Annotated in this window: 23 protein-coding genes; 17 read left to right on the forward strand and 6 right to left on the reverse strand. The window is 42.2% G+C overall.

Annotated elements, in window-relative coordinates; translation table 11 throughout:
• Positions 1 to 90: 90 nt before the first annotated feature.
• The 12 genes from IEY40_RS14350 to IEY40_RS14405 all read left to right on the forward strand — a co-directional run bounded on the left by IEY40_RS14350 (position 91) and on the right by IEY40_RS14405 (position 11,066).
• Positions 91 to 1,119 (forward strand): formimidoylglutamase, encoded by a 1,029-nt coding sequence (locus IEY40_RS14350; RefSeq protein ID WP_188957329.1) that lies wholly within the window; start codon positions 91 to 93, stop codon positions 1,117 to 1,119.
• A 268-nt stretch (positions 1,120 to 1,387) separates the two neighbouring features.
• The gene (ubiE, locus tag IEY40_RS14355) at positions 1,388 to 2,143 is read left to right on the forward strand and encodes a bifunctional demethylmenaquinone methyltransferase/2-methoxy-6-polyprenyl-1,4-benzoquinol methylase UbiE (RefSeq protein WP_188957331.1); all 756 of its coding nucleotides are present in this window, start codon (positions 1,388 to 1,390) and stop codon (positions 2,141 to 2,143) included.
• Positions 2,143 to 2,763 carry a ubiquinone biosynthesis accessory factor UbiJ gene (locus tag IEY40_RS14360; protein ID WP_188957333.1) on the forward strand — a complete coding sequence of 207 codons (621 nt, stop codon included), beginning with the start codon at positions 2,143 to 2,145 and terminating at the stop codon, positions 2,761 to 2,763. The genes ubiE and IEY40_RS14360 overlap by 1 nt, the downstream gene beginning before the upstream one ends.
• Positions 2,760 to 4,409, forward strand: a complete 1,650-nt coding sequence (ubiB, locus tag IEY40_RS14365) for a ubiquinone biosynthesis regulatory protein kinase UbiB (RefSeq protein WP_188957336.1) — start codon at positions 2,760 to 2,762, stop codon at positions 4,407 to 4,409. The genes IEY40_RS14360 and ubiB overlap by 4 nt, the downstream gene beginning before the upstream one ends.
• Positions 4,410 to 4,519: 110 nt before the next feature.
• Positions 4,520 to 4,765, forward strand: coding sequence for a Sec-independent protein translocase subunit TatA (tatA, locus tag IEY40_RS14370; protein ID WP_188957338.1), 246 nt, complete (start codon positions 4,520 to 4,522; stop codon positions 4,763 to 4,765).
• Between the two features lie 6 nt (positions 4,766 to 4,771).
• On the forward strand, positions 4,772 to 5,185 hold the full coding sequence (gene tatB / locus IEY40_RS14375; RefSeq protein ID WP_188957340.1) for a Sec-independent protein translocase protein TatB: 414 nt from the start codon (positions 4,772 to 4,774) through the stop codon (positions 5,183 to 5,185).
• Positions 5,186 to 5,188: 3 nt separating this feature from the next.
• On the forward strand, positions 5,189 to 5,941 hold the full coding sequence (gene tatC / locus IEY40_RS14380; RefSeq protein WP_188957342.1) for a twin-arginine translocase subunit TatC: 753 nt from the start codon (positions 5,189 to 5,191) through the stop codon (positions 5,939 to 5,941).
• Positions 5,942 to 5,995: 54 nt separating this feature from the next.
• Positions 5,996 to 6,550 carry a hypothetical protein gene (locus tag IEY40_RS14385; RefSeq protein WP_188957344.1) on the forward strand — a complete coding sequence of 185 codons (555 nt, stop codon included), beginning with the start codon at positions 5,996 to 5,998 and terminating at the stop codon, positions 6,548 to 6,550.
• A 17-nt stretch (positions 6,551 to 6,567) separates the two neighbouring features.
• The gene (locus tag IEY40_RS14390; RefSeq protein WP_188957346.1) at positions 6,568 to 7,383 is read left to right on the forward strand and encodes a TatD family hydrolase; all 816 of its coding nucleotides are present in this window, start codon (positions 6,568 to 6,570) and stop codon (positions 7,381 to 7,383) included.
• Positions 7,383 to 9,308: a sensor domain-containing diguanylate cyclase gene (locus tag IEY40_RS14395; protein ID WP_188957348.1), complete on the forward strand. Its 1,926-nt coding sequence runs from the start codon at positions 7,383 to 7,385 to the stop codon at positions 9,306 to 9,308. The genes IEY40_RS14390 and IEY40_RS14395 overlap by 1 nt, the downstream gene beginning before the upstream one ends.
• Before the next feature lie 14 nt (positions 9,309 to 9,322).
• Positions 9,323 to 10,333: a porphobilinogen synthase gene (hemB, locus tag IEY40_RS14400; protein ID WP_188957350.1), complete on the forward strand. Its 1,011-nt coding sequence runs from the start codon at positions 9,323 to 9,325 to the stop codon at positions 10,331 to 10,333.
• 181 nt (positions 10,334 to 10,514) lie between these two features.
• Positions 10,515 to 11,066: a thioredoxin family protein gene (locus IEY40_RS14405; RefSeq protein ID WP_188957352.1), complete on the forward strand. Its 552-nt coding sequence runs from the start codon at positions 10,515 to 10,517 to the stop codon at positions 11,064 to 11,066.
• A 73-nt stretch (positions 11,067 to 11,139) separates the two neighbouring features.
• Here the strand turns inward: IEY40_RS14405 and IEY40_RS14410 are convergent, their stop codons facing one another.
• Both IEY40_RS14410 and rhlB read right to left on the reverse strand, forming a co-directional pair.
• Positions 11,140 to 12,066, reverse strand: coding sequence for a Ppx/GppA phosphatase family protein (locus IEY40_RS14410; RefSeq protein ID WP_188957354.1), 927 nt, complete (start codon positions 12,064 to 12,066; stop codon positions 11,140 to 11,142).
• Positions 12,067 to 13,374, reverse strand: a complete 1,308-nt coding sequence (rhlB, locus tag IEY40_RS14415) for an ATP-dependent RNA helicase RhlB (protein ID WP_188957356.1) — start codon at positions 13,372 to 13,374, stop codon at positions 12,067 to 12,069.
• Positions 13,375 to 13,527: 153 nt separating this feature from the next.
• Here rhlB and trxA point away from each other — a divergent pair, with 153 nt between their 5' ends.
• Together trxA and rho are read left to right on the forward strand one after the other, a co-directional pair.
• A complete protein-coding gene (trxA, locus tag IEY40_RS14420; RefSeq protein ID WP_160051807.1) occupies positions 13,528 to 13,854 on the forward strand; it encodes a thioredoxin TrxA in 327 nt (108 codons plus the stop codon).
• A 224-nt stretch (positions 13,855 to 14,078) separates the two neighbouring features.
• On the forward strand, positions 14,079 to 15,341 hold the full coding sequence (rho, locus tag IEY40_RS14425) for a transcription termination factor Rho (protein WP_188957358.1): 1,263 nt from the start codon (positions 14,079 to 14,081) through the stop codon (positions 15,339 to 15,341).
• A gap of 146 nt (positions 15,342 to 15,487) precedes the next feature.
• Here the strand turns inward: rho and IEY40_RS14430 are convergent, their stop codons facing one another.
• The 4 genes from IEY40_RS14430 to IEY40_RS14445 form a co-directional block, all read right to left on the reverse strand.
• On the reverse strand, positions 15,488 to 16,189 hold the full coding sequence (locus IEY40_RS14430; protein WP_188957360.1) for a hypothetical protein: 702 nt from the start codon (positions 16,187 to 16,189) through the stop codon (positions 15,488 to 15,490).
• Between the two features lie 190 nt (positions 16,190 to 16,379).
• On the reverse strand, positions 16,380 to 17,117 hold the full coding sequence (locus IEY40_RS14435) for a fumarate reductase iron-sulfur subunit (RefSeq protein ID WP_188957362.1): 738 nt from the start codon (positions 17,115 to 17,117) through the stop codon (positions 16,380 to 16,382).
• On the reverse strand, positions 17,114 to 19,108 hold the full coding sequence (locus IEY40_RS14440; RefSeq protein ID WP_188957364.1) for a fumarate reductase flavoprotein subunit: 1,995 nt from the start codon (positions 19,106 to 19,108) through the stop codon (positions 17,114 to 17,116). The genes IEY40_RS14435 and IEY40_RS14440 overlap by 4 nt, the downstream gene beginning before the upstream one ends.
• A 12-nt stretch (positions 19,109 to 19,120) precedes the next feature.
• Positions 19,121 to 19,831, reverse strand: coding sequence for a fumarate reductase cytochrome b subunit (locus IEY40_RS14445; protein ID WP_188957412.1), 711 nt, complete (start codon positions 19,829 to 19,831; stop codon positions 19,121 to 19,123).
• Between the two features lie 300 nt (positions 19,832 to 20,131).
• Between IEY40_RS14445 and prmA the strand changes: the two genes are divergently transcribed.
• The 3 genes from prmA (at position 20,132) to fis (ending at position 22,602) form a co-directional block, all read left to right on the forward strand.
• Positions 20,132 to 21,013 carry a 50S ribosomal protein L11 methyltransferase gene (prmA, locus tag IEY40_RS14450; RefSeq protein ID WP_188957365.1) on the forward strand — a complete coding sequence of 294 codons (882 nt, stop codon included), beginning with the start codon at positions 20,132 to 20,134 and terminating at the stop codon, positions 21,011 to 21,013.
• Between the two features lie 297 nt (positions 21,014 to 21,310).
• Complete coding sequence (gene dusB / locus IEY40_RS14455; RefSeq protein WP_188957414.1) at positions 21,311 to 22,273, forward strand: tRNA dihydrouridine synthase DusB; 963 nt, start codon at positions 21,311 to 21,313, stop codon at positions 22,271 to 22,273.
• A 23-nt stretch (positions 22,274 to 22,296) separates the two neighbouring features.
• Positions 22,297 to 22,602, forward strand: a complete 306-nt coding sequence (gene fis / locus IEY40_RS14460; RefSeq protein ID WP_011494902.1) for a DNA-binding transcriptional regulator Fis — start codon at positions 22,297 to 22,299, stop codon at positions 22,600 to 22,602.
• The last annotated feature ends 16 nt before the right edge of the window (positions 22,603 to 22,618 follow it).

The following is a 22,618-nucleotide window of genomic DNA, read 5'->3' on the forward strand; positions in this document are numbered from 1 at the left end:
TTGCTAAACACATTATTGTAGCTGGCCGACAACCCATAAAAAACCAGCTATGCTGGTTTTTTTTATGACTATTTTACAGTGAGGCATACTATGTTTACTGCATTTACTGAACAACATTGTCAGAAATTGCTCAACATCAGAGCTAATGAGACTAAATTAGGTCAGCGGGTTTTACTGGCTAACGCTGAACTATCACTTGAGCAAAATGCACAATATGCCGCGTCACAGGGTGCTCGCTTTGCCATTTTTGCAATAACCGAAGATGTTGGGCCTCGGGCAAATTTAGGCCGTGCGGGTGCAAACGATGCCTTTAATGCGAGTGTCAGCCAATTTGTTAATCAGCAATCTAATCGTTTTTTAGACGGTAATGAGTGCGTTATCCTCGGACAAATCAGCCTAATACCTTCACCAGAATCAACAGCCAGCATTGGTGAGCTTCGCCAAGCCACTGCAGAGCTAGACCAATTAGTCATCGAAGCAACAACCCATATATTACAAGCCGGATTAGAACCAATAGTGATTGGTGGCGGTCACAACAATGCATATGGTTTATTAATGGCAACCAAAGCCTATAACGGCTTACCGGTTGCGGCGGTAAACCTAGATCCTCACAGTGATTTCAGACCGAGAGAAGGACGTCATAGCGGTAATGGTTTTAGTTATGCAGCCGCAAGCGGCGCATTAGATCACTATCATATTTTAGGGTTGCATGAACTGAAAAATACCGAGACCACACTTGAACAATTGAGCCTTTTTGGTGCCACATGGCATAGTTTTCAACAAATTTGGGTGCGCCGTGAACTGCCACTCGAAATGGCTTTAAAGCACATTGCAAAAGGATTAAATCAAACTCAATTACCGGTCGCATTAGAGCTCGATGTTGACGCTATTGCCAATATGCCTAGTAGTGCCGCCACATTTGCCGGCATTCCGCTACTCGATGCCTGCCATTATGTGCACTATATCGCCAAACATTGCCCATGCAGTTATGTGCATTTTGCAGAGGCTGCACCAGCATGCCATCACGCGGGGCAAGACGCAGGTTATCGAGATGTTGGCCAAGGCCTTAGTGAGTTAATTTATGCTTATATTCAAGGGCGGCTAGCGCGCTTGAATTAGAATCCCCAGAAGCTATTCATTAAAGGCTAATTTTATGCTCTAATGCATGGCAATTTTTAGCCTTTGATAGCGACGTTAATCAGGGTTAATCGACGCGAGCACATTGCTGCGTGTTAAGATGATGTGACCCACTGAACGTGTATGCATGACAACTAATTGATTGTTGTCACACTCTAGCACTACAGTGTTTCAGCAATCATTCGCAATGACTTACACTCGCTATTACTTACACTCGCAATGAATAATCGCACATTATAGGAATATACCGATGTCTGAGGGCGAACCAAAGAACACTCATTTTGGATATAAAACCGTCGAAGCGGATAAAAAGGCTGATTTAGTCGCGGATGTGTTTCACTCTGTCGCTGCTAAATACGACATTATGAATGACGTGATGTCTTTTGGTATTCACCGCTTTTGGAAGCGTCATACTATTGAAACGGCGGCAGCACGCCCAGGAATGAAAGTATTAGACCTCGCTGGCGGCACCGGTGATTTAACCGCTAAATTTTCGCATTTAGTTGGCGATCGTGGCCAAGTTGTACTTGCCGATATCAACGATTCGATGCTCAAAGTGGGCCGCACTAAACTGCGAGATAAAGGCATAGTGAATAACGTGAGTTACGTACAAGCCAATGCTGAAGCATTACCTTTTCCAGACAACCACTTCGACATTATTACCATTGCATTTGGTTTACGTAATGTGACCGATAAAGATGCGGCATTACGCTCAATGCAACGTGTATTAAAACCAGGTGGTAAACTGTTAGTACTGGAGTTTTCAACGCCTAAGCATGAATTAATGCGCAAAGTTTACGACATGTATAGCTTTAAAGTGTTGCCAAAAATGGGCGAACTGATCACTAAAGATGCCGACAGCTATGAATACCTAGCGGAGTCGATTCGCATGCATCCCGATCAAGAAACCCTGAAGCAAATGATGGTCGACGCCGGATTTGAACAGGTTGACTACACCAACATGACCGATGGTGTTGTGGCATTGCACAAAGGTTATAAGTTCTAATGGTGCCCAATCAGTTTGCTTTGTTAGTTTGTGCGGCTATCGAAACCGGTTTTAATCGATTACCGCCACAAGCTAAAGATGATTATGCTAGGCAGAAATCATTGCATGGTAAGGTGATTTGTATTCAGCTAAGCCAGTTAAGCTGGCCTATTTACTTAATCTTTGCCAAGCAAATCCAGGTCATGAGTTATTACGAAGGTGATGTCGCGGTTACCGTTAATGCCGATGCATCAACCCTTTATAAATTAACCGAAGGGGCTAATTTAACTGAGTTGATTAAACAAGATAAACTCAGCCTCGATGGTGATATCCAGCTTTTACAAAGCCTTAGTCACTACTTACACAATATTCATTTCGATTTTGCTGAACCTTTATCTCGCTATATTGGTGATGCTCCAACTCATAAATTAGTTACTGGCGTAAAGCAATTCGGTCAAGAAGTGAAGCAAGTCATGCAAAAAACTCGCTCGCATATCAGCCAATTGACAACAGAAGAGTATCGCCTCGCACCACACAAAATTGAGATGCTGCATTTCCGTGATAATCTCGAAGAGCTAGTAAGCCAAACTGAACGTATCGAAGCTAAAATAGCCAAATTAAGAGAGCAAATAATTCAATGACATTTGCAAGTATCAGGCGTGGTTACCATGTCATTAAAACCATATTGCATTTTGGCTTAGATGACCTCATCCCTCGACACAAAAAGCCTTGGTATTTTGTCATTTTACGTAATGGCTTATTTTGGGTGCGTAACAAACACAAAAATAAGTCCGCTGCCGAGCGTTTAAAATTAGCCATGCAGGAGTTAGGACCGGTTTATATTAAGCTGGGACAAATGCTATCGACTCGTCGAGATCTACTCGACGATGAATGGGCTTATCAACTCGCCATGCTACAAGACAGAGTGCCACCGTTTGATTCGTCCTTGGCTCGCGAAGCAATAGAAGCTGAGCTTGGCGCCCCTATCGACACCTATTTCGATGACTTTGATGATACTCCATTAGCGTCAGCCTCTATTTCGCAAGTGCATACCGCCATTTTAAAATCCAACGGTAAAGACGTCGTTCTTAAAGTGCTTCGCCCTAATGTTGAGCAGCAAATCTTAGCTGATCTGCAATTGATGACTCAAACAGCTAATCTGCTTGAAGCGATACTCGGTGAAGGGAATCGCCTTCGCCCCGCAGAAGTCATTGAAGATTACCAAACCACAATTTTAGGTGAGCTCAATCTTAAACTTGAAGCCCTTAATGCAATAAAACTTCGCAATAACTTTATCGATTCAAACGCACTATATGTGCCTTTTGTTTACGAAGAACACAGCTACGAACGCTTAATGGTAATGGAGCGCATTTACGGGATTCCAGTATCCGACACAGAAGCACTGCGAGCTCAAGGTACTAATTTTAAATTATTGGCAGAACGTGGCGTAGAGCTGTTTTTTACCCAAGTATTTCGCGATAACTTTTTTCATGCCGACATGCACCCAGGTAACATTTTTATTAGCCGAGAACACCCTGATGACCCATTTTATATTGGCTTAGACTGCGGGATTATGGGCACGTTAACAGAAGTGGATAAGCGCTACCTTGCGGAGAATTTTTTAGCCTTTTTTAATCGTGACTATCATCGCATCGCACAACTCTATATTGAATCGGGCTGGGTATCAGAACACACCGATATCATTGCCTTTGAACAGGCCGTAAAAGTAGTATGCGAGCCAATGTTTAATAAGCCATTAGACGAGATTTCATTTGGTCATGTATTGTTAGAACTATTTCGTACCGCGCGCCATTTTGACATCGTAGTGCAACCACAACTGGTATTACTTGAAAAAACCCTCCTTTACATCGAAGGGTTAGGTCGTCAGTTATATCCGCAACTCGACTTATGGCAAACTGCCAAACCATTTCTTGAAAATTGGATGTCAGAACAAGTAGGCCCTAAAGCCATGTTCAACAAGGTAAAATCTAATGCGCCATTTTGGGCAGACAAATTACCTGAGTTCCCAGAGCTGATTTATGACAACTTAAAACTGGGACGAAAACTACTCGGCACCCAGCAACAGATGTTAGATAAGTACTTGCGCTATCAACAAAAATCACACAAGAGTAATTACCTGCTGATCACATCTGCAGTATTGTTGATCTGTGGCACAATTTTATTATCTCAAAACGCTACACTATGGCCTGCGTATACCTGTATAGGTGCGGGTGTATTAATTTGGGCAGTTGGATGGCGATCTAGGCCAAAGAATCGTAAATTTTAGCTAGCACTAATTTATTAGACGTTCATAATACTTAAAGAATTGGATGGTATTGTGTACTCCTAAGATAACGTTTTACAAAAACCATTTTTTATTTAAAGAGGATAATCTTCATGGGCGGCATCAGTATTTGGCAGCTTCTAATCGTTGCGTTAATTGTCATTTTATTATTTGGTACTAAAAAATTACGCTCATTGGGCGGTGATTTAGGTGGGGCAGTAAAAGGCTTTAAAAATGCCATGTCTCCAGAAGATGAGAAAAAATCGATAGAAGACAAAGATCAAGAAATAAACCAAACGGCAGCGACTTCGCAACAAGCAGCTGAAAAGCAACCTGAATCTAAAGATAAACAGGCGTAATTTATTATGTTTGACGGTATCGGCTTTATGGAGCTGCTGCTGATTGGTGTTTTGGGGCTTGTGGTACTCGGCCCCGAAAGACTACCGGTTGCGGTACGTTCAGTGACAGGTTGGATCCGCGCCCTAAAGCGTATGGCTAACTCTGTTAAAGATGAACTCGAACAAGAACTGAAAATCGAGCAATTACACGCTGACTTAAAAAAAGCAGAAAGCAAAGGTTTAGCCAATTTATCGCCTGAATTAAAAGAGTCGATAGAGCAGTTAAAACAAGCCGCGGAATCTGTTAATCGCCCTTACAAGGTCGAAAATGATTCCCCCGTAGCATCGACCACCGAAAAACCAGCGGCATCGAGCACAACTACGGAACAAGCAGCCGAAAAAACATCCGAAAACAGTTCACTTCCTAAATCTAACGGATAATTCATGTCACAACAGCAACCGCTTATCAGCCATTTGCTTGAATTACGCAACAAATTGCTAAAAGCTATTGGCAGTGTGTTACTCGTATTCATTTCGATTGTGTATTGGGCAAATGATATTTATCACTATATTGCACTACCGCTAATGCGCTCACTGCCTGAAACTGGCAGCATGATTGCAACAGACGTAGCTGCACCGTTTTTTGCTCCTTTTAAACTGACATTAGTACTCGCATTTTTTATTGCTATTCCTTATGTGCTCTATCAAATTTGGTCATTTGTAGCGCCAGGGTTATACAAGCATGAAAAGCGCTTAGTTGTTCCTTTACTGACGAGTAGCACCTTGTTATTTTATTTGGGCATCGCATTTGCTTATTACATCGTGTTCCCTGTTGTATTTGGCTTTTTCACCAGTGTTGCACCTGAAGGTGTACAAGTAGCAACGGATATCAGCAGTTACCTAAGCTTTATTCTGAAGTTATTTTTTGCCTTTGGTTTAGCCTTTGAAATCCCAGTCGCCGTGGTTTTATTATGTTGGGCTGGCGTCACTACACCAGATGAACTGCGGGCAAAACGTCCTTACATTGTAGTGGGTGCGTTTGTGATTGGTATGCTGCTAACACCTCCTGATATTATTTCTCAGACTATGCTTGCGATACCAATGCTGTTATTGTTTGAAGGCGGTTTAATAGCTGCACGTTTTTACAGTAAAAAAGAAGAAGATGACGTGCCAGAGAACGAGCACGCTGATAGCTAAATAAAATGGCCTTAATTGGCCATTTTTAGCTAGACAAATAATAAGGAAGAAACAATGCGTTTATGTTTAATTGCGACTGGTATTTTGTTGATGTCAGTTAATGCACAAGCTAACCCTCAACTCGGCGAACAATTGTCTGTTTGTGCAACCAAAACGAATAATGCTGAACGCTTAAGTTGTTATGACCAGCTCGCAGCCAATGCAAAAACAAGTACAGAATTCACTACTACACCAACCTTGGTTAAGCCAACAGAAATGGCTAAAGCACCGATAATGGTTGAACCAGTGGTAGCAAATGTGACACCAGCATCACCCATTGCGACACCAAAAGCGGCACCAGAACTTAACGTTGAAGATTTTGGTTTGCAGAAAAAAGTCATCGAGGATGAAGTTGATAAACTTTACTTTACTGTTGCTAAAGTAGCTAAATCTGCCAGCGGCGCAATTATTATTACTTTAGACAATGGTCAGGTTTGGCAGCAAACTAATGCTGAACGTTACAAAGTGAAAAAGGGCCAAAATGTTTATATTGAAACAGGTGCTTTAAACTCATTTTTGCTTGGAAGTGATGAGCGAAATGCTACCACCCGAGTGAAACGACTAAAATAGCCAGTGCTATTACTTCTATGACTCAATACATCGACATCGCGGTTAACCTACTAAGTGAAAGGTTAAGACACGACATTGACTCAATCATTAATGATGCGGCGAAACACCATGTTTCGCCGTTAATTGTTATTGGTAGCGATTTAGATGAAAGCGCTGAAGCCTGCGCCGTTAGTCAACAATATCCACAACAACTATTCAGTACTGCGGGCGTTCACCCACATCAAGCCTCGAGTTGGGATTCACAAAGCAGCAATAAGCTTAAACAACTGGCTTTGCAACCAAATGTTGTCGCTATTGGAGAATGTGGCCTCGACTATAATCGTGACTTTTCACCGAGACCTGCTCAACGGCAAGCTTTTGCAGCACAGTTAGCGTTGGCCTGTGAGCTTAATATGCCGGTATTAATGCACTGCCGTGATGCTCATCAAGATTTTATAGCCATAGTTAATGAACATAGAAGTGCCTTACCGAAAGGCTTACTCCATTGCTTTACTGGTACTAAAGATGAGCTAGAAGCCTGTTTAATATCTGACTTATATATTGGTATTACCGGGTGGATATGCGATGAACGTCGTGGACAAGAGCTCGCACAGTTAGTGCCGCTTATCCCTAACAACCGCATTATGGCTGAAACTGACAGCCCATATTTATTGCCACGCAGCATGCGACCTAAGCCCAAATCCAGCAAGAATTTGCCGCAATATTTACCCTATATTGTTCAAGTCATGGCGCAACTCCGTCAGCAACCAGAAACTGAACTGGCGAAATATTGCTTTCAAAACAGCTGTAATTTTTTTGGGCTACCAATTCCCCTGAAGAGGGGAGAAGACTAATGAACATCCCTAGCTTTACAGGTTTATCATCAAGATTTACATACTGTCTCAGCCTTTTTTTGGGGGTTTGTTTACTCCTTGTAAGCCAACTCAGTTGGGCTAATACCATACAAACCGTTCCACTCCGGTTGACCTCAGATTCAATCACTAAAATTGATTTACAAGATTGGATTTATATCAATAAAAGTAAAAATATTAGTCAACTAACCAAACTATTAGAGCAACCAGAAAGTACATGGAAGAAATTTGAAGGGGATCAGCCGCAGCATATCGGCGTCGAAAATTATTGGATAACATTCAGTATATATAACCCAGACGATTATCTTTCGCGAATTATCGCTCTAGACAACCCACTCCTTGATAGCGTGGTCATATATCACTTTATTAATGGTGAACTTGTTAGTGCACAACAAATGGGTGACTCATTACCGTTTAAACAGCGACCACTTCTGAGTAATATTTTTTTATACCCTATCGAATTACAACCGGGCGATACTCACAAGTTTTATATCAAGATTGACAGCCTTGGTAGCATTAGCTTACCGCTTGTTTTATGGTCTTCTAATGACTTAACCCAATTAACAGAAACCAAAAATTTATATATTGGCCTGCAAATAGGCCTACTAATTGCCATTAGCTTATTTAGTTTGTTTATTGCACTAGCCTCTAGTTCATACAGTTATAGCTATTACTGTGGTTATGTTCTTGGACTCACCATACTCACAGCGAGTTTATACGGTGTGGCATTTCGCTATTTATGGCCGCAATGGCCCATTATGCAACAGTACATATTTACCATTATCATCCCGCTAACATTGGGATTCTCACTCATGTTTACTGAAAAAGCATTGCAGTTTAAGTATCACAATCTAAAAATGCTACGGATATGCCGAGTCATGGCTGTTATCTCGTTTTCTTTAGCTGTGATAATGCCTCTTATTGATTACAGCTCGGCTATTTATATTTTAGTGTTTGTGGTGTTAACTATGAGCACCATTCTCGTCACATTCTCACTCATTCAAGCTTTTGTCGGTCAACGTAATGCAACCTTATATGCCTTAGGCCGCCTGGCTTTATTAATTGGCTGTATCCTTACAGTGCTGCTATATCTCGGCATACTTAAACTGGATATCGCTTCGCAAACACCTACCATGATAGGCCTCATGTTTGAGGTTTTCACTATGGCGGCGGTACTCGCATTGCGTTACAGCGATGAGCGCAAGGCTAAATTTAAAATTCAACAACAAGCACTCGAACAAGCACAGCGGATCCGAGAAGCCCGTGACGAAGCATTGCACGCAGAAGCGGAGAACAGTGAAAAACTTGAACAAATGGTACAAGAACGTACCCTTGAATTAGAGATTACCTTGCGTGAACTGCATGAAGTGAATCAAAAACTGACCGAGCAAAACACCATTGACAGTCTCACCGGCGTTAAAAATCGTAATGCATTTGATCGCCGCTTAATCGCAGAGGGCCGTATTAGCCGTAGACAGCAAACCCCGATGGCGTTATTGATGATTGATATCGATAAATTTAAAAATATTAACGACCAATATGGTCATCTTACCGGTGACTATTCAATCAAAATGATTGCCCATACACTGACTGAATTTTTAAAACGTCCAACCGATCTCGTATCACGTTTTGGCGGTGAAGAGTTTGCTATCATTCTACCCAGTACCGATAGCGAAGGTGCCCTATTAGTTGCCGAACAAATTCGCCAAGCAATCAGTGAGCAAGACATTACTCATAACGGTCAACATATTCCATTAACGGTTAGTATTGGCGTTAGTGCCGATATTATCGACAGTGATGAGCATCCAATGTTGTTACTTGAACAAGCAGATAAAGCACTGTACCAAGCTAAGCGCAGTGGCAGAAATAAAGTGTGCTATTACGCACTAAAAGCAGACCAGATCTAACTCAGGAGTCGAAATTGAATATTATTACTAGTGCCTTCCCTCAGCGCAGAATGCGCCGCATGCGTAAACATGACTTTAGTCGTCGTTTGATGTCAGAAAACACCCTAACGGTTAATGACCTGATTTACCCAATGTTTGTCTTAGAGGGATTTCAACGTTCTGAAAAAGTAGCCTCTATGCCAGGTGTTGAAAGATACTCTATTGATTTACTTCTAAAAGAAGCCGCTGAGTTGGTTGAACTAGGTATCCCATTAATCGCCTTATTCCCAGTAACACCAGTAGACAAAAAAAGTTTATTAGCTGAAGAGTCATACAATCCAGATGGTTTAGTGCAACGCGCTGTACGTGAATTAAAGCAAGCCTTCCCACAGTTAGGTATTATGACTGACGTCGCGTTAGACCCGTTCACCACACATGGCCAAGATGGCATTATTGATGATACCGGTTACATCCTTAACGACATTACGACAGAAATATTAGTTAAGCAGGCATTATCACACGCAGAAGCTGGCGCCGATATTGTTGCACCATCAGATATGATGGACGGCCGCATTGGAGCAATCCGCCAAGCATTGGAAGAAAATGGTTTTGTGAACACCCAGATCATGGCTTATTCTGCTAAATATTCTTCAAGCTACTATGGACCTTTCCGTGATGCAGTGGGCTCTGCTGGCAACCTAAAAGGTGGCAATAAACATAGCTATCAAATGGACCCAGCCAATAGTGACGAAGCATTGCATGAAGTTGCTCTAGATATCCAAGAAGGGGCTGACATGGTGATGGTGAAACCCGGCATGCCTTATTTAGACATTGTACGCCGTGTAAAAACAGAACTTGCTGTGCCAACGTTTGCTTATCAAGTCAGTGGTGAATATGCCATGCACATGGCAGCAATACAAAACGGTTGGTTAGCAGAGAAAGCCATTGTCATGGAGTCACTGCTTTGCTTTAAACGCGCTGGTGCAGATGGCATTTTAACCTACTTTGCTAAACGTGCTGCACAATGGCTAAAAGAACATAATTAATATCAATTGTTCAATTTAGTTTCAATTATAAAAAATAAAGCCAATCACCTTGATGATTGGCTTTATTTTTTAGTGATCTACCTAGCATCAAGACCATCTTAGCCTTAACAGAACCTTATTAGCATGATTGAATACACTCAAGCATTTTCCTAAGTATTCTCTTCTTAAGTGAGGCATTATCATGCACAATAACGTTAAAACATTATTGGCGACTACCGCACTCTTTTTCAGTGCTCAAATGTTACCAATGACCGTATCAGCTAATTCTGGATGCGGATTTGAAGAAGAGCAGCAAGGCTTTATAGCGACATGCAGCGAGGAGAAAGAAGAAGTGATTTTAACGGGTTTAATTGAACCACAAACGCTCACCAGCACATTACCTGGCTACGCTGATGGCTTTGCTAATTATCAAGTTGATGCGCAAGCTGTTGCCGTACTTAGCGCAATTGATGTGCCAACTCAAATTGTTGTGATTATCGGTACTTGGTGCCCTGATTGCCATCGTGAAACACCACATTTTATGCGAGTACTCGAAGCAGCTGGTAACCCTAATATTCAAGTTGAATATATTGGCGTTGATCGCGCTAAACAAGATCCTGAAGGATTAGCGGCCAAGTATGCATTTAGCCGTATTCCTACTTTTATTGTTAAGCAACAAGGTAATGAATTAGGCCGTATTGTTGAACGTCCAAAAGTAACACTAGAAGCTGATCTAGTTGAAATCTTAAAGTAATTATTTTTAAATTAATCAATACTCAAAAAAATAGGTCGCCATGGCGACCTATTTTTATTGTGAAACTAAGCAATTAGCTAATACGGTCGGCCAACAATTGCAACACGCCTTCACGTAAAGCACCACCAGCAAGATGTAAGCGACTAATATTGAGGCTTTCAAACAAAGCAATTAATATCGCCACACCAGAGGCAAATGTGGGCGCTTGCTCAACATCCAAACCATTTATCCCGCTTAAATTAGAATCACATTGCGCCAGAATTTCAGCACGAAAATCCTTTAGTATTGCTAGATTAATAATGGTTGGTGCTTGCCGATGTTGTAGCACAGACACCACCGACTGCACCGCACCAGAAGCACCAAGCACCGCTTGCCATCCTAGCGCCAACAGTTGCTCGCGATATTCACTTAGCATCACATTGACATAATCAATGGCTTGTTCAAAATCGATATTTTGTAATGGATACTGAGTAAAAAAACGTTGATTAAACAACACGCACCCCATGGGGACACTAATTTTAAACAGAACGTTACAGCCATCACCAATAATAAACTCTGTGCTAGCTCCGCCAATATCAATCACTAAGCGACGACCGTCACCTTGTGTCGTAGCAACCATGCCTTGATAAATCAATTCAGCTTCTCGCAAACCTGAGATTACTTCAATTTCATGCTGCAAAATTGGCAAAGCACGTCGATGAAACTCATCGGCATTATTGATAACGCGTAATGTCGCCGTAGCAAATACGGCAACATTATCACTGGCTATATTATGCTGCTCTAGCATAGACGCAAACATAGACAAACAATCTAAACCACGCAAAATAACGTCTTCAGACAATATGCCATCGTCGCCAATGCCTTCAGCAAGGCGGACTTTACGTTTATATTTGGCGATAACAGTAGGTTTATTGCCTACTGTATTAGCCACCAACATATTAAAACTGTTCGAGCCTAATGTTATCGCCGCATAAGGTTGAGATACGTTTGAAAATGGCATTTACTGTGGTCTGCGAGTCCTGTGACGTGGCGGACGGTTAGTGCCACCGCTACGATGTGCACCTTTGCTTGCACCACCATCACGCGTACGTGATGTAGGATGCTTGCGATGGATACGCACTGGCGGTGGAATATCATCCAATAACGCATCTTGATCGTAGTTAGACACCGCAATTGAATGGTTAATGTAAGTTTCAATTGCGGGTAAGTTAAGCGCGTATTCCTCACACGCAAAACTCACAGACACGCCGGTTTTACCTGCGCGGCCAGTACGGCCAATACGATGCACATAGTCTTCACAATCATCTGGTAAATCATAGTTATATACGTGTGACACATCAGAGATATGTAACCCGCGAGCAGCAACATCAGTCGCCACTAAAATATCTAAATCACCAGTAGTAAATTGCTCAAGAATACGGATTCGCTTCTTTTGCGGTACATCGCCAGTTAACAAACCAACACGATGCCCGTCACCTTCCAAATAAGACCATAGCTTTTCACAGCTGTGTTTCGTGTTTGAAAACACGATAGCTTTATCGGGCCAGTCTTCTTCAATTAGGCTTAACAGCAAGCGCATTTTGTCTTCCATCGACGGGTAGAAAATTTCCTCTTTAATATTTTTGGAGGTTTTTTCTAACGGTTCGATTTCAACTTTTTCCGGATCGTTCATGTGATCATAAGCCAATTCCTGCACTTTCATTGACAAAGTGGCAGAAAACAACATATTTAATCGTGACTGAGCATCAGGCATTCTGCGGAATAAAAAGCGAATGTCTTTAATAAATCCTAAGTCGAACATGCGGTCAGCTTCATCAAGCACAACCGCTTGAATGTGATTTAAACTAATCACACCTTGACGAACATAATCAATAATACGTCCAGTGGTGCCGATTAAAAGATCAACACCTTTGTCTAACACTTCTCGCTGTGTTTCGTAACTTTCGCCACCGTACACAATACCGACTTTAAGGCCTGTATGTTTGGCAAGTAAATTAGCATCTTTGGCAATTTGTATTGCTAACTCACGGGTTGGCGCCATGATAATAGCGCGTGGTTCGGTTGCTTTGCGGCCCTCTGGCGCTGCAACGGTAAGCAAATGGTTAAACGTGGCAACTAAAAACGCCATCGTTTTACCGGTACCGGTTTGGGCTTGTCCGGCGATGTCTTTTGCTTTCAGTAAAATCGGTAAAGATAACGCCTGAATTGGCGTGCAAAACTCAAACCCGTTTTCATTTAATGCCGAAAGTACTTCTGGCTTTAAAGGGAAGTCGGCGAATTTTTGGGTCGATAAATGTGTTTGGCTCATAGCACAAGCATACCTGTAGGGGTTGCAAAAAAAGATTCGATCGTTTGAAATAGCTACATTATTAAAACGGTCTCTTGAAAAGCTATTTAACTGACCCAATATACATGGTAAGCCATTAATAAACTAGCAATGGAACCAAATCTGGAGAACAACATGAGTGATAAAATTGTATACCTTAGCGATGACGGCTTTGAAAACGACGTATTAAAGTCTGAATTACCGATTTTAGTAGACTTCTGGGCTGAGTGGTGTGGTCCTTGTAAAATGATCGCCCCAATCTTAAACGACGTTGCTGAAGAGTATGCTGGCAAGTTGGTCGTAGCAAAACTAAACGTTGACCAAAACAATGTGTCACCAGCTAAATATGGCGTACGTGGTATTCCTACACTGCTTATGTTTAAAGGCGGCGAGTTAGTCGCGACTAAAGTTGGCGCATTGTCTAAGACACAATTAAAAGAGTTTATTGACGCTCAAATCTAAGTATCAAATAGACTAAAAGTGTTAATCGGCACAAGTTTTATACAATTTGTGCCGTTTTTAGATCAAAATCGACCTAAATTTCTGGACGGCTAACATATAAAGTGCTAATTTATTCATCAGATTTTTTCAAATTAACCTCTTCTCGTTTATCAATCATATAATTTCTTTTCAACCTTACTGATTGATTGCGGTAAGCTTCGTCGCGTAACACAAGACTCCCATACATGAATTTAACAGAATTAAAAGACACGCCCATTTCGGATCTAGTTTCTCTTGCTGAAAGCATGAAATTAGAAAATATGGCTCGTACTCGTAAGCAAGATATCATCTTCTCGATTTTAAAAGCTCACGCTAAAAGCGGAGAAGACATCTTCGGTGGCGGTGTATTAGAAATCCTCCAAGATGGATTTGGATTTTTAAGAAGTTCAGATGGCTCATACCTTGCGGGTCCTGACGATATCTATGTTTCACCTAGCCAAATCCGCCGCTTTAACATGCGCACCGGTGACACCATTTTTGGTAAAATCCGTCCACCTAAAGAAGGCGAAAGATATTTTGCACTGTTAAAAGTTAGCGAAGTTAACTTTGATAAGCCAGAAAGCTCACGTAATAAAATCTTATTTGAAAACTTAACCCCATTACATGCAGAAGAACGCCTTCGCATGGAGCGTGGTAATGGTTCAACTGAAGATATTACCTCTCGTATTCTTGATCTTTGCTCGCCTATCGGTAAAGGCCAACGTGGTTTGATTGTTGCTCCGCCTAAAGCGGGTAAAACATTATTACTGCAAAACATTGCCCAAAGTATTACCTATAACAACCCTGATGTGGTGTTGATGGTATTGCTTATCGATGAACGCCCTGAAGAAGTAACCGAAATGCAGCGCATGGTTAAAGGCGAAGTTATTGCTTCTACCTTTGATGAACCTGCAAGCCGTCACGTTCAAGTTGCTGAAATGGTTATCGAAAAAGCTAAGCGCCTAGTTGAGCACAAAAAAGATGTAGTGATTTTGCTAGACTCTATCACTCGTTTAGCACGTGCATACAACACCGTAATCCCATCATCTGGTAAAGTATTAACTGGTGGTGTTGATGCTAACGCTCTACATCGTCCTAAGCGTTTCTTTGGTGCTGCACGTAACATTGAACACGGTGGCAGTTTAACTATTATCGCTACTGCGTTAGTTGATACTGGCTCGAAAATGGATGAAGTTATTTACGAAGAATTTAAAGGTACCGGTAACCAAGAGTTACACCTTTCTCGTAAAGCTGCTGAAAAGCGTGTATTCCCAGCGATTGACTTTAATCGCTCTGGTACTCGCCGTGAAGAGAAGCTCACAACATCTGAAGAACTTCAGAAAATGTGGATTTTACGTAAAATCCTACATCCAATGGATGAAGTTTCTGCAATGGAATTCTTAATTGATAAATTGGCTATGACCAAAACCAACGAAGAATTCTTTACTGCAATGAAGCGCGCCAAGTAATTATTTACTAGAACGCAAAAATAACCATAAAAATGCCGCTAAATTAGCGGCATTTTTTTGTGCTTTTTATGGCGAAATACTCTTAGCGTTAAGCAACCTAGTGATAATTTAGCTAAAGCAATAATTTCCGAATGCGGGTAATGAGTCTATTCATCTTCATCAACAGTGTCGGCATGGCTATTAGCATCAAACTGTTCAACATTTGCAAATTGCTCAAACCAAAATGCCGAGCTGACCATTTTATATTGACGCGATAAGCCTTCACTTGCAACAAGCTCAAGCTTCCATAAAATCCCTTCTGATTCAGGGAAATGAGTGCCTTTAATCTGATCTTCATACAAACGGTGCATCAAGGCATCAGGACTTAAGCCTGCTGATAATAAACGCACCATTGCAGCATGCAAAGATTCATCGAATATGGTTAAATCATCTGCATTTTCGGCAGTAATATTAACGCTAAATTCGACCCCTGTTGGTTGGGCAAAAATACCATTAAACGCTTCACGCAATAAGGCATAAGCACTGAAGAAACGTTCGTGGAACAAGCAATCAGAATACTCTTCCCACATTCTGTCGCCAGTCATGTCATTGGCAAGTTGGTCTATTTTTCCTTCGGTAACATCATCAATAAATAGATGGCTTAAGACAATCTTCGCCGCTTCAACGTCGCCCAAGTCATTAAGCGACATCATGCACATTTCTCGCAGCTCAGCAGAATCCATGCCTTCTAAGCCATCATCAAGGCCCATTAATGCCATAAGATGTAAATAATCATCATTTGACCAGGCGTTAGGAATTTTGCTGATTTTATGAAATGAACCGATTTGAACAGTAAACTGAGCTTGCATTGTTAAACTCCTTTTTTAATCGCTATATATCGCGAATCATTGCTGACGTTAATCTGCAATGCACAAGTTAACAATACTGTATAACGCACTAAAATGAAAACAGCTGGCAACCAAGCTTAATAACTTAGTAACCAGCTGCTTTATAAACAATTAAAAAATATTAGCTTACATTAATATTCATTAACCCTAATTATAGATTAGTCACACTGATGGCCATTTTTCGGCGAAGGTAGGCAATCTGTTGCATATGGGGTAAATCTTTAGGGCAAGCGTCTTGGCAACCCAACAAAGTCATACAACCAAATACGCCGTCTTGATTACCTATAACATGATAAAAGTCTTCACTACTGCGACTGTCACGGCTATCTAACTCAAAACGGGCTATTTTCATCAATCCTACTGCGCCCACAAAAGTATCTCGCATTTGCTTAGTCGCACACGCAGACACACAAACACCGCACTCTACGCAACGCTCAAGCTCATAAAGCTTAGCGGCTTCCTCTGGCGCCATAGGCGCTTCAATCCGATGAATATCCATGTCGGTATCGTTTGGTTGTAACCATAATTGCAAACGTTCAGCTAATTCGCGCATAAACTTACCCGTATTAACTGATAGGTCACCAATTAACTCAAAACCAGGTAACGGCATTAAACGAATTTCTGCTGTTGGTAAATTGGCGGTAAGCGTGCGACAAGCCAACGTTGGTTTACCATTAATGACCATCGCGCAACTACCGCAAATACCCGCTCGACAGACAAAATCAAATTGCAGCGATGGATCTTGTGTATCGCGTAATTGATTCAACGCTATAAAAACCGTCATGCCTGGGGTTTCGGTAATAACATAACGGACCATTTGTGGTTTATCATTAGGATCTTGCGGATCGTAACGAAAAATCGAAAACGTCAATTGACGGGCTTGGCTCATTTGGCTTGCTCTCCTTTAACATCGACGTTATCAAACAACCTTTGATTAGCTGGCATAAATTGTTCAGGTAATTCATATGGCATCAACGCGGCTTGTTTTGCATGGCGATCGTTTGGCTCAGTAAGCCCAGCAAGCACTTGCTCAATTTGTTGTTGCCGTTTTTGGGTATCTGGGTGAGCAATGGCGTTATTTGTTCCGTAACCTCGATAGCCCGGTGGTAACTCCATGCTCATCACATCTATGGCTTCATAAGTCAGTTTAGGCGTTAATGCAACATCATTTGGCCAGGAACTCAAGGTTCTATTGAGCCAGTCTTTGTCATTTCGCTCAGGAAAATCTTCGCGCGAATGCGCACCACGGCTTTCTGTGCGGGCATGAGCACCGCTGGCCACCGTTAAAGCAACTTTTAACATTCGCCTTACTCGTAATGCATCAACTAACTCCGGGTTTGCATGACGTTTTTTACACGTTAAGCCAATATTACGAGAGCGTTTAAGCAGTTCACTCAGCTCGTTAACGGCTTGCTCGAGTTGAGTGCCATTGCGGAAGATCCCCACATAATCCATCATTATCTTCTGCATCTCTTGTTTCAAAGTAATGGCTTTTTCAGTGCCATTGCCGTCGATTAACTGGTTTATTTCGACCTCAATTTGTTGGCCAAAGTCTTCAATTAATTGGGTATCAATACTCAAGGTTGTTTGTTGACAGTAATCAGCAACGTATTGGCCAATAATCATCCCGCCAACCACAGCTTCTGCCAATGAGTTTCCGCCTAAGCGATTAAAACCGTGCATATCCCAACACGCAGCTTCACCGACACTAAAAAGTCCTGACAACTGTGGGCTTTCGCCATTAGCTTTAGTGCGAATACCGCCCATTGAATAATGCTGTGTTGGTCTTACGGGGATCCAATCTGTCACAGGGTCAATACCTAAAAAGTGCTGACAGATCTCTTTTACTTCGCGCAAATTGGTATCAATGTGCTTTTGGCCTAACAAAGTAATATCTAGCCATAAATGTGGACCATAAGGACTATCTACACCCTTGCCTTTGCGCATATGCTCAGTCATTCGTCGCGATACTACGTCGCGTGATGCCAATTCTTTTTTATCAGGCTCGTAGTCTGGCATAAAGCGGTGACCATCTTTATCACGCAATACTCCCCCATCACCCCGGCAACCTTCTGTGGTTAAAATACCTACAGGCACAATGGCAGTAGGGTGAAACTGTACCGCTTCCATATTACCTAATGTTGCTACACCAGTTTCAAGTGCCAATGCCTGGCCAATCCCTTCGCAAATAATGGCATTGGTCGACACTTCATAAATTCGGCCATAACCACCTGTCGCTATAGTGGTCGACTTAGCCACATAAGCACGAATTTCCCCGGTAATTAAACAGCGAGCAATCACGCCATGACACCGTTTACCATCATGGATAATTTTTAGTGCTTCCATGCGCTCATGCACTGGAATACCCATAGATATAGCGCGATTATCGACAGCATATAATAGTGAGTGCCCTGTGCCATCGGCGGTATAACACGTACGCCACTTTTGAGTACCGCCAAAATCACGGGCATTAATTAAACCATGCGCCTCTTTCGCCTCGGTTAAGGTGACTTTTTGCGCATTAACAATAACCTCACGGTCACCTTCAGTGACTCGGCTCCACGGCACTCCCCAGTGCGCTAACTCGCGTACCGCTTTAGGCGCACAATGAGTAAACATTCGAGCAACTTGCTGGTCACAGCCCCAGTCAGAACCTTTTACGGTGTCTTGAAAATGCACATCTTCATTGTCACCCATACCACTAACGGTATTGGCTAAACTGGCTTGCATACCACCTTGAGCGGCGACTGAATGAGAGCGTTTAGCCGGAATAAGCGATAATACAATGGTGTCGAGGCCACGCTCTTTAGACGCTATAGCAACCCTAAGGCCTGCAAGTCCTGCCCCTACTACTAAGGAATCGGTATATATAATTTTCACAACATATCCTTATTACGAACCAGGTACAAAAGGCACCACTGGTAAGCTCAATGAGCGACCAATAATGATATATGCCACTAAACTTGCTACACCAAGCACCATTAAATACGCCAAAATAACTTTAGCTAACTTTAATAACGCAAAGCGTTGAGTTGTTAATCCCCACTTAATCGATACTCGATATAAACCAAAAATGGCATGTACAGTCACAGCAGGTAATAGCAGTACATATAACATCCACACATTTTGATGTACGACACGTTCAGCCGATAAGTGTGGGCCAATTTCAGGATTAGTCATCATGGCAAAAAGATGGACTGGCACTAAGAAAAACAGTAAAAAACCAGTGACCATTTGCCAAAACCAAATCTTAGTATCTTCGTGAGGTAAAAACTTCATCTGCTGGCGCAGGGCTCGCCACTGGCCAATTTGTGTAGGAAAACGCCGTAAAGCAAAGACTGCATGAACAATCACAATCAGCAGCATAAATGTTGAAAATATTTGTGTAAGGATAGGATACCCATGACCCGTTTCGCTGAAAATACCGCCTTCAAGAAACTGTGCTACCTGATAAAACGCCTCCTTGCCAAATAAAATACTCGACTCAAAGTGCAGATGCATAATCAAAAAGAGCCCTAGCAATACACCAGTCGCACTTTGTAATCTGTCTGCCCTAGCAGCCCAAATAGGGTGACTAAATCCTTTTGCATTATTGCTACTCATGACAGCTTTTGCTGGCAAAGGGTTCGCGGCCATAAATTATTACATCCTGTGCTGACACAATAAGAGACATTGACCATAGCAAGAGATCAGGGGCAACGGCACTGTGCACAAAACAATCCGTGACTGTGCTCACCAATATTTACTGGTTTGTTAGAAGCCGATCACATACGCCAAGCTTGCCACCAGCATGCTTTTATAAATAAGCCAGATAAAGTGTCGACGAAAACGCACAAATGCAGGAGGTTTGGGTATAATGACGGCCAACAATACTTGTATTAATTTATCGATTAGGAACATTCCATGGCTTGGATCCAATTGCGCATTCACACCCATCGCGACCATGCAGACATGCTTGGTGACTTATTAATGGATCAAGGTTCAGTTTCCATTACTTACGAAGATGGCCAAGACGAGCCTATTTTTGAGCCAAAATTAGGTGAAACGCCATTATGGCAAGACACTATCTTAATCGCTTTGTTTGATGCCGATACAGACTTAACACCGACTATCGAACTTTTAGAAACCATGCCATTTCTCGGTAAAGGATTTACCCATAAGATTGAGCAAGTTGAAGACAAAGACTGGGTACGTGAATGGATGGACAGCTTCCACCCAATTAAATTTGGCCAACGTTTGTGGATATGCCCAAGTTGGCGCGAAATTCCAGACCCACAAGCCGTAAACGTTATTCTTGACCCAGGTTTAGCGTTTGGAACCGGAACGCACCCGACTACAGCGTTATGTTTAGAGTGGTTAGACAGTCTCGATTTGAGCAACAAAGAAGTAATCGATTTTGGTTGTGGTTCAGGTATTTTAGCGATTGCGGCCATCAAACTGGGAGCTAAAAAAGTCACCGGTGTTGATATTGACTACCAAGCCATTGATGCCTCAACAGCCAATGCAGAACGAAATGACGTTGTCGATCAATTAGCGTTATATTTACCTGAAGACCAACCTGCTAATTTACAAGCCGATGTGCTAGTTGCCAACATTTTAGCGGGTCCATTAAAAGAGTTAGCGCCGCTGATTGCCGAAAAGGTCAAAACCGGTGGCAAGCTTGCTTTATCAGGTCTACTTCAGGAACAAGCACAAGATGTGTCTGACTTTTATAGCCAATGGTTTGATATGGATCCCGCTTGCCATAAAGAAGACTGGAGTCGACTAAGCGGTATACGTAAATAAATACCTAACTCGCATCAATATGAAGCCAACAGTGGGTTGTTTTATCACCAAAATAACCCACTGAATATTTTTCACAGCCTATTAACAAGCCTAGAAACTTCCAGCGTCAATAAAAAAGTTGACCTACAGCTCGCACCAGCCCTCAAACAACATGTAAAAATGCCAATTATTAGTCAAAGATGTGACAGCCAATAAAAGTCAAGCAAAAAAGTTGCATTTAGGTCATTTATTGACCTTTTCATGGCCGCCAAAAAGGGCTACTATAGCGCCCCTTTGAAGAGCAAGGTGAAGTTCGCAATGCAAATTGGCCCGTATCAACTGTCTAATCAGCTGATTGTGGCACCAATGGCAGGTGTCACCGATCAGGCCTTTCGAAATCTCTGTTTACGCTACGGCGCTGCCTTAGCTGTATCAGAAATGCTTTCATCTAATCCTGAAGTTTGGGACAGCGATAAAAGCCGCCAGCGCATGACGCATTCTGGTGAAGAAGGTGTTCGCTCCGTACAAATAGCAGGTGCAGATCCTGAGTTAATGGCCAATGCTGCAAGGTTCAACGTTGAACAAGGCGCGCACATCATTGACATCAATATGGGCTGCCCCGCAAAGAAAGTGAATAAAAAGTTTGCTGGTTCAGCACTCATGCAAAGCCCCGATTTAGTAAAAGAGATTTTACAAGCCGTGGTATCTGCAGTCGATGTGCCAGTAACGTTAAAGATTCGAACAGGCTGGGAACCTGAACATCGTAATGGTGTTGAAATAGCCAAGATTGCCGAACAAAGTGGCATTGTTTCGTTAGCTGTTCACGGCCGCACAAGACAATGCATGTACAAAGGCTTTGCCGAGTACGACACAATTAAAGCAATCAAACAGAATGTCTCAATTCCTGTTGTCGCCAATGGGGATATCGACAGTCCGGAGAAAGCCAAGTTTGTTCTTGACTACACCGGCGCCGATGCCCTGATGATAGGAAGAGGTGCACAAGGAAGGCCCTGGATTTTTAAAGAAATCCTATATTACCTGGAAACAGGTAAAAAGTTAGCGCCAATTAAGGCGGACGAGCAACGCACAGTGATGCTTGAACACCTTAACAAACTTTACGACTTATATGGCGAATACAAAGGTGTCCGATTTGCTAGAAAGCACGTCGGGTGGTACCTAAACCATGAGGAACAGCGCCAATTTCGTGCTGACTTCAATCGGCTTGAAACCGCTGCCCAGCAACATTCCCTCGTGGAATGTTATTTTGATGAATTAGTTTAGAATTTAATAAAGAGCAGAATAGAATGTTTGATCAGACAACTAACACAGAAGTTCACCAGCTTACCGTAGGCAAAATCGAAACAGCAAACGGCACTATCAAGCCGCAGTTATTACGTGACGCAGTTAAACGTGCCGTAACTAACTTCTTCTCTCAGTTAGACGGTCAGGAAGCTTCTGAAGTATATGAAATGGTATTGAGCGAAGTTGAAGCTCCTTTACTAGACATCATTATGCAACACACTCGTGGCAACCAAACGCGCGCTGCTAATATGTTAGGTATCAACCGTGGTACTTTACGTAAGAAATTAAAGAAATACGGCATGAACTAAGACCTAGCGTCTAAGC

Origin of the sequence: Shewanella ulleungensis, from assembly GCF_014648315.1 — a bacterium.
Taxonomy (GTDB): domain Bacteria; phylum Pseudomonadota; class Gammaproteobacteria; order Enterobacterales; family Shewanellaceae; genus Shewanella; species Shewanella ulleungensis.